We start from the raw sequence: 16,133 nt of genomic DNA on the forward strand, positions 1-16,133 counted from the left end.
AGATAATCACTGATTCCTGCCTCCATAAAGCGCTGTACGTTCTTCTTCTTTCATATTAAATGAATGGTTCTGCGCAGGAAATTCTCCGCTTTTCACTTCGTTAATATATTGGCTCAACGCTTCTCCTATTGAAGCGTACACATTCGTATATTGTTTTACAAACTTGGCTAATTTATAATCTCCATACCCAATTAAATCATGGTATACAAGTACCTGTCCATCCGCCTGCACTCCTGCTCCAATGCCGATCGTCGGGATGGAAAGCCGGGAAGCAGCCTGCTCTGTTATTTGCTGAGGGATGCATTCAAGTACAACAGCAAAAGCACCTGCCTGCTCGCACTCAATTGCATCCTGGGTTAATTTTAGTCCCTGTTCTGCCGTTTTGGCTTGAACTTTAAATCCTCCCAGTACCCCGGCGCTTTGAGGCGTTAAGCCGAGATGCGCCATTACCGGCACTCCCGCTTCAGTTAATGAGCGAATCATTGGAATCACATTATTTGCGCCTTCTACTTTCACAGCATCAGCTCCGGTTTCCTGAAGCAGGCGGGCCGCATTCTTTAATGTCTCCTGGGTAGATAAATGGTAGGTCATAAAAGGCATGTCCACTACAATAAAGGTGTTGGGCGCTCCTCTTTTAACTGCTTTTGTGTGATGAATCATGTCCTCAAGCGTCACCGGAACTGTAGAATCATATCCCAAAACAACCATTCCCAGGGAGTCGCCAACCAGAATCATGTCAATTCCTGCCTGTTCAGCTGCTTTAGCTGCAGGAAAATCATAGGCTGTGACCATCGTCACCTTTTCGTTCTTTTCTTTCATTTTCATAAAATCAGTCGTGGTTTTCATTTTCGTTCCTCCTCTTATTCAGAGGTACAGAAACATGAATAACGTACTAAAAAAATCCTTCTGAATAGACAGAAGGATGTAAGCACAATTCATGGTTTCGATCCTCTGTCCCTGTCGCTAATGGATCAAGGCAGAATTATTATTGGATTTTAAATTGCAAGTAAAGGTGCAGTTCATCAGATACTGCCCATCTTCAGTATAGCAGATTTTCACTCATTTTAGCGATTTTTAGCGTTTATCTCAATGTCAGCGGAATAAATAGAATGTGTAACTCCCTGATCATCCTCAAGCAAAAGAATGCCCTCTTCTGTAATTCCGCAGGCAATTCCGGACAGTTCGCCGTTAAGTGTTCTCGCTGTAATATGTCTTCCGATTGATATAGCATAGCTTTCCCATAAAAGTTTAATCGGAGCAAATCCTTTATCCATATATAACAGATAATATTTTTCAAAATGGTACATAATCCGCTGAACAATTGCTGACCTTGAAACCTTGCTGCCTGTTTCAATAGCCAGGGAGGTAGCCAATTCATGTAATTCTTTCGGAAAGTCTTCCTGCTGCTGATTGATATTCATTCCGATTCCGATAATCAAAGAATGAATCTGCTCACTGTCTGCCTGCAGTTCTGTCAATATTCCTGTAATCTTGCGGTCATTGACTAAAAGATCATTAGGCCATTTAATTTCGACACTGACATCACACACATCTTCAATTGCCTGTACAACGGCTACAGCGGTCAGCAGCGTGAATTGTGGAGCTTTCTGAGGAGGCAGCAAAGGCCTTACTAACAGACTCATCCAAATCCCGGTTCCTTTTGGGGAGTGCCAGGAGCGTGACATTCTTCCTCTACCCGAGGTCTGCTCTTCAGCAATCACAAGTGTACCTTCTGGCGCCTGTTCCTGTGCAAGTTTATGGGCTATTTTTTGAGTAGAGTCAACCGATTCGTAATAATGGATGCTTCTCCCTAGTCTCTTCGTTTGGAGACCGAGCAGAATATCGGTTTCAGTGACAGTATCCTGTTGATTTGACTCAATCAATTTATAGCCCTTTTTTCTTTTAGAATCAATGGTGATCCCTTCTTTTCTTAATTCTTCTATATGCTTCCATATGGCTGTTCTCGAGCATCCGGCTTCTTTAGCTAGCCTTTCTCCCGAAAGATATACGTCCTGATGAGCTGACAAAGAAGCAAGCAGCGCTTCTCTTATTTTTGATGCCATGATTTCACCCACTTTTTAATTTCAGACTTGCTGTTTTCCAGACGGCCTCTCAAAACTGCTTTTTCCAGGTCTGAAAACAGCTTGCCAATCCATGGTCCTGCAGGATGGTCTGACCAGGCAATCAGCTCTTTACCGTTAACTGCCAGATCCTTTTGGCTGTGAATGGGCAAGGCTTTCCAAAGCTCGTGAATCTTCTTTTCATCACTTTGCAATTGATTTACAGCTGCGTAAAGTTCATCAGCCTGAATGACACGTTCTTTTCCCCAGGCATAAACCTCCATGAAAGACCAAAAATGATCCGTTCTCTGGTAATAGAGCTCAATCATGTCTTTTATATCGTTCATCCTTTTTTTTGAAAGCCGCCAGTTTTTCAATGCTGTTTCTCGTTCGCTTTGATCGAGCTTCATCATAATTAATGCCCATCTCTGATCTTTAGACAAATGCTGTACACTCATTTGTTCAAAGTCTTTTATACGGTCTTCCGTTACTGGAAAAAGCGGCAAATAAGGAAGAAATTGAGCCTTCTCCGCATATTCGAGTCCTTTTGTCCAGTTCCTCCCCATGAGAAGCTTATCCATTTCCATTCTCTTTCGTTCGACTGCTATATGCTGCAGCAGTGAAGAAAGTTCAGTCATTGAATACAGTGTCTTTTCTTCAATATCAAATGATAATTGAGCTGCAAAACGCGCTCCTCTAAGCATCCTTAAAGCGTCTTCGCTAAAACGCTCTTCAGATGCTCCTACGGTCCTTATTATTCCATTTTCAAGATCTTGCACACCGCCGTATAAATCCGTTACTTTAAAATCTGCCGTCATGGCCATGGCGTTTATTGTAAAATCCCTTCTCTGCAAGTCTTCTCTTAAAGAGCGGACAAACTGCACCCCATCCGGTCTCCTGAAATCCGAATACGCGGTTTCTGAGCGGTACGTCGTAACCTCGTATCCTTTACCGCGGTCAATGATCATGACGGTGCCATGTTCAATGCCGACGTCTACCGTATTCCTGAAAAGAGATTTTATTTCTTGCGGTGTGGCAGAGGTAGCGATATCAACATCCGCAACCGGCCTTTTCAGCAAATAGTCCCTGACACATCCCCCTACAAAATAAGCTTCATACCCTCCTCTTTGGATTTTCTCCAATACCGGAATAGCTTCTTTGAAAGGATCTGGATGACTCATAGTGTCACCTTTTCCTTTAGAACTTTTGCATATACTTCTTCGTACTCCTTCACAATTTTCGTAGAGTGAAATCGCTCATTTACTGTATCCATACAGGAAATCGAGAATTTTCGATATTTTTCCTTATCCCCGAGTAATTCTTCTGCTTTTGCTACAATATTCTCTATATCGCCTACTTCACAAATAAATCCGTTCACTCCATCGCTGATGACTTCAGGAATACCGCCTACATTGGTTCCTATACATGGAACACCGCACGCCATGGCCTCTAAAGCCACTAAACCAAAACTTTCTTTTTCTGACAGAAGGAGCATAAGATCACTTAATGAATATAATTCTTCCACATTTTCTTTTTTTCCCAGAAATAACACATGCTCTTTGATTCCAAGCTGATTCACTTTTTTGCAAATCACAGACATTTCCGGTCCATCGCCCACAAGCAATAATTTGGCAGGTGTTCTTTTTCTGATTTGGGCAAATGACTGAATAACATCTTCCACGCGTTTAACGGCTCTGAAGTTTGAAACATGAATAATTACTTTCTCATGTGATGAAATACCGTATTCCTTCTTCAATTCCTGAGCAGGAACTTTACGGTAGACTCTTTCATCAATAAAATTATGAATAACATCCAGCGTTTTGTCAGGTGAGATAAGTTCATGCGTCTGCTTCGCTAAAGCATGAGACACAGTCGTCACCCGGTCTGATTCTTCAATCCCAAAACGGATCGCATCAGTTAAAGACGGATCAAACCCCAGAACTGTTATATCAGTGCCATGGAGAGTCGTCACGATTCCAACCGATGACTTTGCCATTTGCTTCCCTAAAATGGCACACACAGCATGCGGGATTGCATAGTGTACATGGAGAATGTCCAGCCCTTCTCTTTTTATGATTTCAGACATTTTATTAGCAAGGGCAATATCATAGGGAGGATATTGAAAAACGGAATAATGATTTACCTCTACCTGATGAAAAAATATATTGGAGTACATTTTATTCAGCCTGAATGGAATGCTTGATGTAATAAAGTGTATTTCATGCCCTTTTTCAGCAAGGAGTTTCCCGAGTTCAGTCGCAACAATCCCCGACCCTCCTACAGTCGGGTAGCAGGTAATGCCTATTTTTAACTTCATTAAAATTCTCCTAATAAATCATGATCTAGTAAAATCACCCGGTCCGTTATAAATCCTTCTGCGTATAAACATCCTGCCTGCTTTCCCGTCAAAAGATCTCTCGCTATGACAGAGTCCACATAGCCTTCAGTTAAAGGCGTACTGACTCCTCCTGCGGGTTCAAATTGGCTTTTATATGCAGCAAGAGCTTTTTTCTTCTGTTCAATCTCTGCTGATATATTGGCAGCAAAATTAGGTGTATGTATGCCATTAATCATATAATAATAAACCGGTGATTTACATATCGGGGCAGAGTCCGGATTGAATTTCCGTATCCCTGCTGAAAACGCAGCTTCTTTTACAAGAGAAGAAGCATTTCCGTGATCCGGGTGTCTGTCTTCAAAATATGGAGCAAAGATTATTTTAGGCTGATATTTCCTTATCACGTTTACTACCGCTTTTATTTGCTCTTGCGAATTTTGTATGCCGCGATCCGGAATCCCAAGATTTATCCTCTCCATTACACCCAGAATCTCAGCCGCTTCTTCCGCTTCCTTTTTGCGGATTTCAACTGTTCCATTTGAAGAAAGCTCCCCTGCAGTTAAGTCACATATAACAATTTTCTTTTTGCGTGAAGCCCATTTGGCAATCGTCCCGCCCATTCCTATTTCAATGTCATCGGCATGAGCACCGATTGCCAGTATATCAACTGGCTCGATCATATATAAACCACCTTTTAAAATTCGTTTTCCTTTATCGCTTTAACGAGAATATGAGCCATGCCAATATTTGTTGCCATTGGGATTCGGTACACATCTCCAAGTCTGATTAAAGCAGATACATCAGGTTCATGAGGCTGGGCTGTGAGCGGGTCGCGAAAGAAAAACACTGCATCAAGCTCCTGATTGGCAATTTTAGCTCCAATCTCCTGATCTCCTCCAAGCGGTCCTGACTTAAAACAATGAATTGGGAGACCAGTTCTCTCGTTGACCTTCAACCCGGTGGTTCCGGTTGCAAACAGTTCGTGCTGGCTGAAAACATCTTTATGTCTGGTGACAAAGTCCAGCAGCTCTTCTTTTTTCTTATCATGTGCAATTAAAGCAATTTTCACAGATACCCCTCCATTGTCGTGTTAATCTAAGATATTTTCCAAACCATATACAAGTGTACTTAAATTCATAACCGTTTCTACACAAATACGGACACCCGACATGAAAGAAGCACGATCATGGGAATCATGACGAATGGTTAAAAGCTGCCCCTCACTGCCAAACAGCACCTGCTGATGTGCAATAAGACCTGGAAGGCGTACACTGTGAATTTTCATTCCATCAATATCCGCTCCCCTTGCTCCGGGAATAGTTTCTTCTTCAGATGGATGGCCCTGTTTTTTAGGTTCTCGATTTTCTTTAATCATTTGTGCCGTTTTAATTCCGGTTCCGGATGGTGCATCCAGTTTTTGATCGTGATGCATTTCGATGATTTCTACATCTTCAAAATATTTAGCTGCCATTTGAGAAAACTTCATCATTAATACTGCTCCAATAGCAAAGTTTGGCGCAATGATCACACCAATGTTTCTTTCCTCTGCAAGATCAGTCAGTTCATCCAATTGTCCGCTTGTAAACCCGGTGGTCCCCACTACGGGGCGCACATTGTGCATTAAGGCCGTTTTTGTATGTGCATATCCGGTTTCAGGGGTGGTCAGGTCAATTAAAACATCAGGGGACGTCTCGTCAAAACACTGGTTCAGATCACTGTAGACAATTGCAGTATCCTGAAGATAGGTAAACCCCTCGAGCTCGTTCAGATTTTTGCCTGTATTCTTGTAATCAATCACCGAAACAAGCTGCATTCCATCTTGTTCTGAAACCATTCTCACTGCTTCCCGGCCCATCCTTCCTCTGGGTCCTGCTATAACAACTTTTATTTTATCTGCCATAATTATTCCTTCCCTTCAATACGCGTCCAGCGGTCTTTATCTCTTGTTTTAAATTTAGTCATTACTCGGTTATGTGCTTTTTCGAGGCTGATATTTTGCTGGTTTGCAAAGCACGTAATGACAAAAAGCAGATCACCAAGCTCTTCTTCAATCGTACTTTCCTCTTCAGCTGTTTTTTTTGGTTTTTCACCGTAGTGATGATTGACTTCTCTTGCTAACTCACCAAGCTCCTCTGTCAATCTGGCCATCATTGACAAAGGACTGAAGTATCCTTCTTTGAATTGTCCTATGTATTGATCCACTTCCTGCTGAATATCTTTAAGTGTCTTATCTTTTTGCATGATTTCCCTCCAATATCAGATTGCTTTCAATCATCGATTTGACTATAATTGCTTCGTATGCACAGCAAAGGGGAGATGTTTATGCCATTTGGGTTAAGATTGAAAAATTGTTTGTTTATTTTACTTGGTTCATCCATTTTCAGCTTCGGTATCGTTCATTTTAACATTCAAAACAATCTGGCTGAAGGTGGTTTTACCGGAATTACGCTTTTATTATACTTTATTTTCGATATAAAACCTTCTATAACGAATTTACTCCTTAATATTCCCATATTCATTATAGGATGGCGGCTCCTGGGCAGAAAAGCTTTTTTGTACACGATCCTTGGCACCATAAGTGTATCAGTGTTCCTGGAACTCTTCTACAGATACCAGTTTTCCATTCCTTTGTCAGATGATTTGTTTTTAGCGGCCTTATTCGCAGGAGCTTTTATAGGGGTAGGCCTTGGCATCATATTTCGATATGGCGGCACCACAGGCGGTGTTGATATTATTGCACGTCTTGCTAATAAATACAGCGGATGGAGTATGGGCAGGACCATGTTTTTATTTGACGCAGTCGTCATCCTTCTCTCTCTCATCACGTATTTAAACTATCGTGAGGCGATGTACACCTTAGTAGCGGTATTTGTCGGCGCCAGAGTCATTGACTTTATGCAGGAGGGTGCTTATGCAGCAAAAGGAGCTATGATCATCTCTCCACTTCAATCCGAGATAGCTGACCGAATCACACTTGAAATGGACAGGGGTGTTACTGTCCTGAAAGGAACTGGTCATTATTCAAAGGAGCCCAGGTCTGTACTTTATTGCGTAGTGGGAAGAAATGAAATTGTGCGTTTAAAAAATATCATTACCTCCATCGATCCTCATGCGTTTGTTTCTGTAACAGATGTCCACGATGTTTTAGGGGAAGGTTTTACTTTAGATGAAAATAAACACCCACTAGAGTAACCAAAATTTAAATGACAGTGCAGCGGAGCAAATAATAAAGAAGAGCCTGAGACAACGTCGTGTCTCAGGCTCTTGTATAGTTTAGTCCTTCACTTAAGGCGCAGTCTCTAGACTTCCTCTTGAGTTAAACTGATTTCAGTTTATATCTGGCTTCTACTCATTTTTTTCTGTTTAAAAAGGGCGGCTTACTCTTCGCCATTCATTCCCAGAAACATGAATATAAATCGTACTAATTCAAGCAATGCGATTAATGCAGCGGCTACATACGTTAACGCAGCAGCATTTAAAACTTTTTTTGCATGCGGCTCTTCCTCATTGCGGATAATTCCACTGCTGACCATCTGATTCATCGCCCTCGATGATGCATCAAACTCTACTGGAAGAGTAACGAATTGAAACAGCACGGCTGCTGCAAAAAAGAGAATACCTACCAGATAAAGTCCTGTCAGCTGTAAAATTGCCCCGCCTATGATTAAAAAGATCGACAAGTTAGAACCCAAGCTTGCAACAGGAGCTAAAGCAGAACGGAATTTTAGAAATGCATAGCCTTCAGCATGCTGGATAGCATGTCCTACTTCATGCGCTGCTACAGCAGCCCCTGCAACTGACATTTTGTGATAATTATCAGGTGATAAAACAATTTCTTTTGAACTTGGATTGTAATGATCGCTCAAAAAACCTCTTCCTGGTTTAACGGTTACATCGTAAATATTATTGTCCTCAAGAATTCTTCTGGCAACTTCTGCCCCTGTCATATTGGCGGTTGTTGCAATTTTAGAATATTTTTTATACGTGGTTTTTACTCTCCTGTTTGCCCATAAAGGAACAAGCAAAATAACAGCAAAATAAATCAGAAAATCCATAGTGTCCCTCCAAGAAGTATGTTTGATTAAATTTTACCTTTAGATTCGTTTTATTGTCAATCAGAATGATTTCGTATTCGCTTTCTTCTTTTTTCTCCGACATATTTTCGCCATGAAGCGTACGTCAATGAGGAAATAAGAACCCCGCCTGTGACCACAGACACCAGTATTAAGTTTGACCCTGCCAAATGATCTTCATACCAAATGTGAAAAGATGGTACTGAGTTTCCGGGCTGAATAGCAGCAGCCATAACCAGATCATTTTCAGAAACCGAGGCTTGTTTCATCGCTTCCACATCATTATTTTGTGCCATCATCTGCAATACAGGGAGCATGGCATCATATACTTTGTTCATGTCCTCAACCTTTACCTCATTGCTTCCGGTATCTATATCAGCCAGGGAATGAAAATAACTGTTTAAATATCTTAAATAGTCAACCCTGTCTTCGGTGATATATTCAGCTGCAGAAAAAAATGACCATAATTGAAGCAATTTATCCTCATGCACCATATATTCTGAAGAAAGCACCGATATCAGCTTTGAATATGGTTCCTCCAAAGGTTCTCTTTGTACAGCAGAAAGGGAAAGATACCAGTCATTTAAACTTGAAACACCCTGTTCATAATCGTGGCTGGATATATAGTGAAAAATTTCATTAAATTTTGTTTCTGCAAAAGTGGTTTGAAAGGGAAATCCTATAAACAATATAACTAGCATCCATACTGCGCAACCTTTCTTCACGTTCATCCCCCCTGCACTAAACTATGCAGAAGGAAAGTCTTTAAGAAGAGAAATTCAGCAAGTTACGCTTTGAGCTGTTTTTATAAATCACCAGCCAATAAGCCAATCCAATCGAGGCAATACTGAGCCAAAATGTGAAATAGCCAATCTCCATAACAAATTGATCCAAGCTGGAATACACAGGATACTGACCAAAAACATAGTCTATAACATCATTATGTAAAGTCCAGATAGACGCCAGCACTAAATGCCACCATGAGAAACGATAGAACGGGGAATATAGAATCCCTTGCAAAGCCATTGCCCCATGAGAAAAAATCAGCATCCAAGCCTGAAGGGAAATGCTTCCTGTTACCTGGCCCGTTAAAATATTCATGACGACAGCCCAAATTCCATATTTAAAAAGGGTGACCAGAGCCAGAGCCTCCATTATTTTCCATCTTTTACCTAAAAGAAAAAAGCCAATGACAATTGTAAAAAATAAGCTCGCCGTAGGAGAGTCAGGAACAAAAAGCAAAAAGATCGGTTCGGTGTTCATCAGCTGATACTCATACCAGTAATACCCGTAGAGAGTGCCCAGTAAATTCACGGTAAATAATATAATTAAAAAAGTCCGGTTTGTCAGACACGCATAAAGCAGTTCTTTCATATGTCAGCTCATCCTCACTTTCAAAAAAAAGAGCCAGTCAGCACCGGCTCTTTTTAGTCTTTATTATTCAGCTCCAACTTCTTCAACAAATGCTGCTAGTTCTTCCAATTCTTCATCGCTTCCCTGGAAGAGATCCGCAGGCATATTTCCTTTTCCGTTTACAGCTATGTCAGCAATTTCATCTGCTTCCAAACCTGACCCGGCAAGTGAAGGAGCAGCAGAACCGCCCTCTAAGTTATCACCATGACAGGTTATGCATCCCTGTTCCTCGTAGATTGCATAGCCTTCAGCTTCCGTATCTACTTCCGCCTCGGCAACAATTTCACCTTGTGAACGCTGCTTTTCCCAATCATGATACGCAACAGATTCCCATGTAAGGAAGATGGTTGCAGCTACACCAAGCAGCATAAAGCTTGTTGCAAGCGGGCGTTTACCTGGACGGCGTTCTGGTCCTCGATCGATAAACGGCGCAAGCAGCAGGGCTCCAAATGCAATACCCGGAATAACAAATGCTCCAATCACATTGTAAGGACCTGATGCAAAATCATACTTAAGTAATTGATATAAAAATAAGAAGTACCAGTCAGGCAACGGTGTATACCCAGCATCCGTCGGATCTGCAATTTTCTCTAAAGGCGGCTCATGCGCCACTGTTAAAGAAAGGTATCCAATTAAAAATACTGCACCTACCAGCCATTCCTTAAGTAAAAAGTTTGGCCAGAAAGCTTCCGTTTTACCCGGGAACTCCGAATAGTCCTTCGGAATATTCGGTTTACGATTTGCAGGTACTCGTGAATCACCTACAAATTTCATCCCTTTTCCGCGATGCATAGCTTTTCCCTCCTTTATTTCTCTAAATGGATGAGCAACTCAAGTTTAAAGTGGTCCCGAAATACCTTGTTTACGAATCATGATAAAGTGAGCTGCCATGAGTCCAAGAAGAGCTCCAGGCAAGAAAAATACATGAATCGCGAAGAAACGCGTTAAGGTTTGAGCACCTAAAATGGTCGGATCACCAGCAAGAAGCGTTCTGATCTGTTCTCCAATAAATGGAGTAGCAGCCGCAATCTCGATTCCTACTTTTGTAGCAAATAGTGCTTTCATGTCCCATGGAAGCAGGTATCCAGTGAAACCAAGTCCAAGCATTACGAAGAAAATAAGTACACCTACAACCCAGTTCAATTCACGAGGCTTTTTATATGCCCCGGTAAAAAATACCCGTAAGGTATGAAGAAATAGCATAACGATAACCAAACTCGCTCCCCAGTGATGCATACCACGCACAATAACACCAAAGGCTACTTCATTTTGAAGATAATAAACGGATCTCCATGCGTTCTCGATATCCGGAACATAGTACATTGTTAAAAACATACCGGACAGGATTTGGATGACAGTTACAAAGAATGTAAGACCGCCGAAACAGTACACAAACGCAGAAAAGTGATGAGCAGGGTTAACGTGCTCAGGCACTTCATGGTCCGCGATATCACGCCACATTGGTGTGATATCTAATCGTTCGTCGACCCAATCATAAATCTTATTAAGCACCAATTACGCCCCCTTTACTATACAATCTTGTTTGGTACAACCTGTCCGAGCTGTAAAATCCCATCATCGCCTACTCTGGCTTCAAACTGATCCAGAGGAGCCGTTGGCGGCGTTCCCGGTACATTCTTACCACTTTTTTCATATAAACCGTTATGGCATGGACAGAAGAAACGATTTGGATCGCTCTCTCTTCCTTCCCAGCTTACCGTACATCCCAAATGCTTGCATGTCGGGCTGAGTGCAACAATTTCTCCCGCTTCGTCAAGGTACACCCAAGCAGTTTGTGTAACATCAGAAGTATACCATGCATCAACTTGTTCAAAAGTGAAATCAACACGAATCGGCGTCTCTGATAATTCCTCTTCAGATGTGCCAGTTGTAATAAAGTCCCCACCTGCTTCAGCAGTAAGAACTGGATCGATAGCAAACCGCACCATCGGCATGAGCATTCCTGCCGCCATGAAACCGCCTACACCCGTGAGTGTATAATTTAAAAATTGACGACGTGAAACACGTTGGTTACTCATTATTTTCCCCCCTCTATCTTCAGGTCAGTCCGTCCGGACATATTTCGCACAAATATATAACTAGGACATATTCATGATATATCAATATATTATCAAGGTCAATATTGCGTTGACCCTTTTCATTTCAACAATGTGAAGTTTTTTTGAACGTTAATTTGATTGCCACTTCTGCACAATTAATTTAACCAATTGATTTACTTGATCATCGATGATTTTTCTTTTATATTTCTCCTCCATATGTTCAAGCGGAATGGATGGCATCCAAATCAATTTTCCGCCAAGTTCTTGTTCATATTCTTTCCACTCGGAATCGGAAGTCAGGCAAAAAACATGTTCAAACTCATTCGCTTCAAGTTCTTTGATCCATTCCTGCAGTTTTTCAGCCTCTCCTTTACCTTGTCCGCTCAAATACGTAAAAGGCGGGACCAGAAGCATTCTTCCCTTAAACTGTTTTTCCAATAGACTTGTCAGCAATGTAATAAACTCTGCCTGCTCGGCCTCCTGTCTTGTCCGGTCAGAAAAGCTTAGCGGAATCATTGGAACAATAACAGTATCAATATAGGCTTTTTCCTTTAAATATAAACCGATTTCTTTAGCATTCCATAACATAGCAAAATTACCCCCATTTCTTCATCTTTTGTAGTTTACCATAAAAAAAAGAGCCTGGGACAAAAGTGTCTCAAGCTCGTTGAACGGTTCGCTGCGCTTCAGGCGGACGCTTTCTGCTGGGAAGGGGGCTCAATTCTTTTTAGGGCTTTACCCTGTATAGTCTCAAGCAGCCATCATATCCTGCAGGAGCCGCCACGATCTGCTCCGCTCACCTCATATTATTGATAAATACTTACTTCTTATTTAACCTTTTTTGAGGTTTGCCACAACATCTAAAAAATTATTTATAAAAGTGTCACATTTTTTAATTCTTCTGTCAGTTTTGTAAAAGTTTCATGGTCCTGAGCATCCAATGCGCGGTCTATCTCATCGAGCAGCTTTTGTCTTTTAAATGTGACAATGCTTTCCTTTAAGAACTGTTCGGCGACAATTCTATCTTTTTCCGTAATACGCAAATATTTCGGCATAAAAGGATTCTCCTCCATGACTGCCGCATACTGATGAGTAGCATGGGAAGCATGGAAATTAAGCTGTATAAAGATATCTTCATCTCGATGAAGGCGTATATCATGAAATGATTTTTCAGCATCTGTTGTCATGATATTGCCTTTATAAAACCGGAATGCCACGTCATCTACACACTGAGTTGACATAACGATTCCTCTCGGACAATATTGGGCTTCCTCAACAAAATGCAGATTTTCCATTAATTCATCGTGACTCATTAAGTAATTTAAAATCCATACGGACTCTCTTCTTTTAAGCTGGTAATGATTTAAGAACCATCTAATAAAATCTTTTTTTTCGTGTACTGAAACTGGTGCGGCCATGCGATTCCCCCCTTTACCCATTGATCAGTATGACGACAGGTATTTACATCTGCTCCAGACGCTCAAGTGTTTGCTGCCAATCTTCGTTAGTAGGATCCTTTTCAGCTAGCTTCAGAAAGATTTCCCTGGCTTCTGAAAGCCTGCTTTCTTCTAAAAGAAACAATCCATAATCCTCAAGAAAATCTATATGATCATTATATACCACATATGCTTGAGTATATTCATTAGATGCCTTCTCAAATTCTTCTAGCCATTCAAAGGCCTTGGCGGCGTCCCAGTGAAATTGAGGGTCACTTTCCCCGGCATTTTCAACCAGACTGATCACTTCCAAAATGTCTTCTGCTTTTTCCTGTTTGATAAGCAGCCGGTTCAATAAAAGAGCGGCCTCTAAAAAATTTGGATCAAGTGCGATCGCCTGTCGGAGATTGGACTCAGCGTTACGCTCATTTCCTTCTTTTAAATATAATTTTCCAGCATATAAATAAAGTTCTTTGTTAAAAGGGTCGGCCTTTAATCCTTTTTCAGCTGCCTCCAATGCCTCTGCAAGCTGTTCTTCATGCTCATAGGCTTTGGCAAGCAGAAGATATGCCGAATGGTACTCAGGGTCAATCTCAATCACTTCAGATAAAATTTCTATGGAGGTTCTGTGATGTGAAGCCTGAAAAGCTGTAAATCCATATCCAAACAGCGTATTGATCTCTCTGCTGTCTTCAAGTGCTTTTTCGTAGTATGGAAGGGATTCCTCAAAAGCACCGCCTGCGCTGTAGCATTCGCCCAGCCGCTGCTGAATATGAACGCCAGCTATTTCTTTTATGTCCTGATTGAGCACTTCTTTGTAGTGTCTGATTGCTTCTAGAAAGCGTCCCTGCTCATTATATAGTTCAGCGAGTGCAAACTGAATAACCGGTTCATCAGGAAGCTTTTGCACTGCCTGCTTTAATTTTCTTTCACTTACCTCGTACAGACCCTGCATTTGATAAAGATCAGCAGCAAGGAGCAATGATCTCGGGTAAAACTCATCATTGCTATTTATATTATCAAGCTGCAGCAATGCTTCTTCAGCCTGATCCATTTCAACCAATGTTTCTGCGAGCAGAATTTTCAGCTCTGCTTCATCTGGATAACGCTGAATAAGAAGCTCAAATAATTCCTTCGCCTGTTCCAGAAAGCCCAGTTGAAAAAGTTCTTCAGCCAGCTCAAATTTTTCATCGTCTGTGCCTGTTTTTTTTACTTCGGTAAATTCTTTTAAACCCTGTTCTAATTTGCCATCGTGCAATGATTGGATCATTCGATTTGATGCACTCACGCTTTGGTCCCTCATTTCTTTCTTTTAAATCTATTTTATATCCTAAAAAAAATCCGGCCAATTAGCAAATTATACCCTTTGGAAATCACTTAAAAAGATAATTCGTCAAAACACAATGAATATCCTTTTAAAAATTAAAAAAAGTAAACGATGCCGATCGACACCGTTCACTGATTACTTGTTATGGATTCCAAATGAGATAAAAAGTCAGGATATGATACACTGATCGCTTCAAAGTTTTCGATTTGAACTTCTTCACCGGTCAGCAAGGAAGCTACCGCAAGCATCATGCCAATACGATGATCCCCTCTGGAACTGACTTTTCCTCCATGAAGAGGTGCTGGTCCATGAATTTTCATCCCGTCTTCAGTTGCCTCTATGTCTGCCCCAAGTTTTTTTAATTCCTGAACGACAGCATCGATGCGATTCGTTTCTTTTACTTTCAGTTCTTCAGCGTTTCTAATGGTAGTTGTCCCATTCGCCTGGGTAGCAAGCAAAGCAATGATAGGGATTTCATCTATCAGTTTTGGTATGATCGCTCCCCCTATATCAACCGCCTTTAGCTGACTGCCTTTGATTACGAGGTTTGCTACCGGCTCTGCTTTTTCTTCTTCAGTGTGGATCGTTAAATCTGCTCCCATCCTAATCAGAACATCAATAATCCCATCCCGCGTAGGGTTAACTCCTACGTCTGTAAGCGTCAGCTCACTTCCTTTAACTGCCGCACCCGCTGCAAGGAAAAATGCTGCTGATGAAATATCACCCGGAACCTGGACCGTCTGTCCTTTTAACTGCTGTCCGCCTTCGATTGTTATACGATTGTGCTCACGATTTATAGACCCGCCAAAATGTTTTATCATACGTTCAGTATGATCTCTTGTTTTTTCGGGTTCAATAATCGTCGTAATGCCTTCTGTTTGCAGCCCAGCAAAAATGATGGCAGATTTCAGTTGTGCACTTGCATGCGGCATAACAAATTCGATAGGGGAAAGCTTTCCTCCTCTGATCGAAATGGGCGTATACTGGCCATTCTCCCTTCCGTCAATGTCGGCCCCCATCTGCTTCAGAGGGTCTGTCACACGGCGCATAGGGCGTGAAGCGATGGAGTCATCACCTATTACAACTGAGTGAAATGGAAGCCCCGCTAATATTCCAAGTAATAGACGGGTAGTAGTGCCTGAGTTCCCAACATCGAGCAAGTCTTTTGGCTCTTTAAGTCCCTGAAAACCCACACCATGAATGACAATTTCATCATCCATTTCGTCAATCTGCACACCCATGCTCCGAAAGCACTTGATTGTACTTAAACAGTCATCTCCTTTTAAAAACCCCCTGACTGTCGTCTTACCATGCGCTAATGCTCCGAACATGATGGAACGGTGAGAAATAGATTTATCCCCCGGGACTTTGATGGAGCCTTTTAATACAGGGTTTTGAAAAAAAAGAGAATGAATCATCTGAAAAG

Annotated in this window: 19 protein-coding genes; 1 reads left to right on the forward strand and 18 read right to left on the reverse strand. The window is 41.5% G+C overall.

Annotation, left to right across the window (positions count from 1 at the left end; translation table 11 throughout):
* Positions 1-6 precede the first annotated feature (6 nt).
* The 8 genes from panB to ACQCT8_RS12955 all read right to left on the reverse strand — a co-directional run bounded on the left by panB (position 7) and on the right by ACQCT8_RS12955 (position 6,639).
* Positions 7-846 carry a 3-methyl-2-oxobutanoate hydroxymethyltransferase gene (gene panB, locus ACQCT8_RS12920; RefSeq protein WP_426871742.1) on the reverse strand — a complete coding sequence of 280 codons (840 nt, stop codon included), beginning with the start codon at positions 844-846 and terminating at the stop codon, positions 7-9.
* A 218-nt stretch (positions 847-1,064) separates the two neighbouring features.
* Positions 1,065-2,063, reverse strand: coding sequence for a biotin--[acetyl-CoA-carboxylase] ligase (locus ACQCT8_RS12925; protein ID WP_426871744.1), 999 nt, complete (start codon positions 2,061-2,063; stop codon positions 1,065-1,067).
* Positions 2,048-3,241, reverse strand: a complete 1,194-nt coding sequence (locus ACQCT8_RS12930) for a CCA tRNA nucleotidyltransferase (RefSeq protein WP_426871746.1) — start codon at positions 3,239-3,241, stop codon at positions 2,048-2,050. The genes ACQCT8_RS12925 and ACQCT8_RS12930 overlap by 16 nt, the downstream gene beginning before the upstream one ends.
* Positions 3,238-4,377 carry an N-acetyl-alpha-D-glucosaminyl L-malate synthase BshA gene (gene bshA, locus ACQCT8_RS12935; protein WP_426871748.1) on the reverse strand — a complete coding sequence of 380 codons (1,140 nt, stop codon included), beginning with the start codon at positions 4,375-4,377 and terminating at the stop codon, positions 3,238-3,240. Before bshA ends, ACQCT8_RS12930 begins: the two co-directional genes overlap by 4 nt.
* Positions 4,377-5,075 (reverse strand): bacillithiol biosynthesis deacetylase BshB1, encoded by a 699-nt coding sequence (gene bshB1, locus ACQCT8_RS12940; protein ID WP_426871965.1) that lies wholly within the window; start codon positions 5,073-5,075, stop codon positions 4,377-4,379. Before bshB1 ends, bshA begins: the two co-directional genes overlap by 1 nt.
* Positions 5,076-5,092: 17 nt before the next feature.
* A complete protein-coding gene (gene mgsA, locus ACQCT8_RS12945) occupies positions 5,093-5,467 on the reverse strand; it encodes a methylglyoxal synthase (RefSeq protein WP_426871750.1) in 375 nt (124 codons plus the stop codon).
* A 21-nt stretch (positions 5,468-5,488) separates the two neighbouring features.
* Entirely contained in the window at positions 5,489-6,298 is an 810-nt protein-coding gene (gene dapB, locus ACQCT8_RS12950) for a 4-hydroxy-tetrahydrodipicolinate reductase (protein WP_426871753.1), read from the reverse strand.
* Positions 6,299-6,300: 2 nt separating this feature from the next.
* On the reverse strand, positions 6,301-6,639 hold the full coding sequence (locus tag ACQCT8_RS12955; protein ID WP_426871755.1) for a nucleotide pyrophosphohydrolase: 339 nt from the start codon (positions 6,637-6,639) through the stop codon (positions 6,301-6,303).
* Positions 6,640-6,720: 81 nt separating this feature from the next.
* On the opposite strand from ACQCT8_RS12955, the gene ACQCT8_RS12960 reads away from it, so the two are divergent.
* A complete protein-coding gene (locus ACQCT8_RS12960; protein WP_426871757.1) occupies positions 6,721-7,590 on the forward strand; it encodes a YitT family protein in 870 nt (289 codons plus the stop codon).
* 185 nt (positions 7,591-7,775) lie between these two features.
* Here the strand turns inward: ACQCT8_RS12960 and ACQCT8_RS12965 are convergent, their stop codons facing one another.
* From ACQCT8_RS12965 to aroA, 10 genes are all read right to left on the reverse strand, one after another.
* Positions 7,776-8,453, reverse strand: a complete 678-nt coding sequence (locus ACQCT8_RS12965) for a zinc metallopeptidase (protein ID WP_426871759.1) — start codon at positions 8,451-8,453, stop codon at positions 7,776-7,778.
* A 56-nt stretch (positions 8,454-8,509) separates the two neighbouring features.
* The gene (locus ACQCT8_RS12970) at positions 8,510-9,196 is read right to left on the reverse strand and encodes a sporulation protein YpjB (protein WP_426871761.1); all 687 of its coding nucleotides are present in this window, start codon (positions 9,194-9,196) and stop codon (positions 8,510-8,512) included.
* Positions 9,197-9,236: 40 nt separating this feature from the next.
* Positions 9,237-9,845: a DUF1405 domain-containing protein gene (locus tag ACQCT8_RS12975; RefSeq protein ID WP_426871763.1), complete on the reverse strand. Its 609-nt coding sequence runs from the start codon at positions 9,843-9,845 to the stop codon at positions 9,237-9,239.
* A 63-nt stretch (positions 9,846-9,908) separates the two neighbouring features.
* Positions 9,909-10,676: a c-type cytochrome gene (locus tag ACQCT8_RS12980; RefSeq protein ID WP_426871765.1), complete on the reverse strand. Its 768-nt coding sequence runs from the start codon at positions 10,674-10,676 to the stop codon at positions 9,909-9,911.
* Positions 10,677-10,721: 45 nt separating this feature from the next.
* Positions 10,722-11,396: a menaquinol-cytochrome c reductase cytochrome b subunit gene (gene qcrB, locus ACQCT8_RS12985; RefSeq protein ID WP_041057998.1), complete on the reverse strand. Its 675-nt coding sequence runs from the start codon at positions 11,394-11,396 to the stop codon at positions 10,722-10,724.
* Between the two features lie 17 nt (positions 11,397-11,413).
* Positions 11,414-11,923 carry a ubiquinol-cytochrome c reductase iron-sulfur subunit gene (locus ACQCT8_RS12990; protein ID WP_426871768.1) on the reverse strand — a complete coding sequence of 170 codons (510 nt, stop codon included), beginning with the start codon at positions 11,921-11,923 and terminating at the stop codon, positions 11,414-11,416.
* Positions 11,924-12,073: 150 nt separating this feature from the next.
* Positions 12,074-12,532: a YpiF family protein gene (locus ACQCT8_RS12995; protein WP_426871770.1), complete on the reverse strand. Its 459-nt coding sequence runs from the start codon at positions 12,530-12,532 to the stop codon at positions 12,074-12,076.
* A 284-nt stretch (positions 12,533-12,816) separates the two neighbouring features.
* Positions 12,817-13,362: a ReoY family proteolytic degradation factor gene (locus ACQCT8_RS13000; protein ID WP_426871772.1), complete on the reverse strand. Its 546-nt coding sequence runs from the start codon at positions 13,360-13,362 to the stop codon at positions 12,817-12,819.
* Between the two features lie 43 nt (positions 13,363-13,405).
* Positions 13,406-14,668 (reverse strand): tetratricopeptide repeat protein, encoded by a 1,263-nt coding sequence (locus tag ACQCT8_RS13005; RefSeq protein ID WP_426871774.1) that lies wholly within the window; start codon positions 14,666-14,668, stop codon positions 13,406-13,408.
* Between the two features lie 167 nt (positions 14,669-14,835).
* Entirely contained in the window at positions 14,836-16,125 is a 1,290-nt protein-coding gene (aroA, locus tag ACQCT8_RS13010; protein WP_426871776.1) for a 3-phosphoshikimate 1-carboxyvinyltransferase, read from the reverse strand.
* Positions 16,126-16,133 lie beyond the last annotated feature (8 nt).

The sequence above is a fragment of the Jeotgalibacillus proteolyticus genome (assembly GCF_050107735.1).
Lineage (GTDB): Bacteria > Bacillota > Bacilli > Bacillales > Jeotgalibacillaceae > Jeotgalibacillus > Jeotgalibacillus proteolyticus_A.

Coding starts and splice junctions, on each gene's coding strand:
- ACQCT8_RS12930 (WP_426871746.1), bottom strand. CDS start 3,241: ATGAGTCATCCAGATCCTTTCAAAGAAGCTATTCCGGTATTGGAGAAA.
- ACQCT8_RS13000 (WP_426871772.1), bottom strand. CDS start 13,362: ATGGCCGCACCAGTTTCAGTACACGAAAAAAAAGATTTTATTAGATGG.
- bshA (WP_426871748.1), bottom strand. CDS start 4,377: ATGAAGTTAAAAATAGGCATTACCTGCTACCCGACTGTAGGAGGGTCG.
- dapB (WP_426871753.1), bottom strand. CDS start 6,298: ATGGCAGATAAAATAAAAGTTGTTATAGCAGGACCCAGAGGAAGGATG.
- aroA (WP_426871776.1), bottom strand. CDS start 16,125: ATGATTCATTCTCTTTTTTTTCAAAACCCTGTATTAAAAGGCTCCATC.
- ACQCT8_RS12965 (WP_426871759.1), bottom strand. CDS start 8,453: ATGGATTTTCTGATTTATTTTGCTGTTATTTTGCTTGTTCCTTTATGG.
- ACQCT8_RS12995 (WP_426871770.1), bottom strand. CDS start 12,532: ATGTTATGGAATGCTAAAGAAATCGGTTTATATTTAAAGGAAAAAGCC.
- ACQCT8_RS12955 (WP_426871755.1), bottom strand. CDS start 6,639: ATGCAAAAAGATAAGACACTTAAAGATATTCAGCAGGAAGTGGATCAA.
- ACQCT8_RS12975 (WP_426871763.1), bottom strand. CDS start 9,845: ATGAAAGAACTGCTTTATGCGTGTCTGACAAACCGGACTTTTTTAATT.
- ACQCT8_RS12925 (WP_426871744.1), bottom strand. CDS start 2,063: ATGGCATCAAAAATAAGAGAAGCGCTGCTTGCTTCTTTGTCAGCTCAT.
- ACQCT8_RS12980 (WP_426871765.1), bottom strand. CDS start 10,676: ATGCATCGCGGAAAAGGGATGAAATTTGTAGGTGATTCACGAGTACCT.
- panB (WP_426871742.1), bottom strand. CDS start 846: ATGAAAACCACGACTGATTTTATGAAAATGAAAGAAAAGAACGAAAAG.
- ACQCT8_RS12990 (WP_426871768.1), bottom strand. CDS start 11,923: ATGAGTAACCAACGTGTTTCACGTCGTCAATTTTTAAATTATACACTC.
- ACQCT8_RS12960 (WP_426871757.1), top strand. CDS start 6,721: ATGCCATTTGGGTTAAGATTGAAAAATTGTTTGTTTATTTTACTTGGT.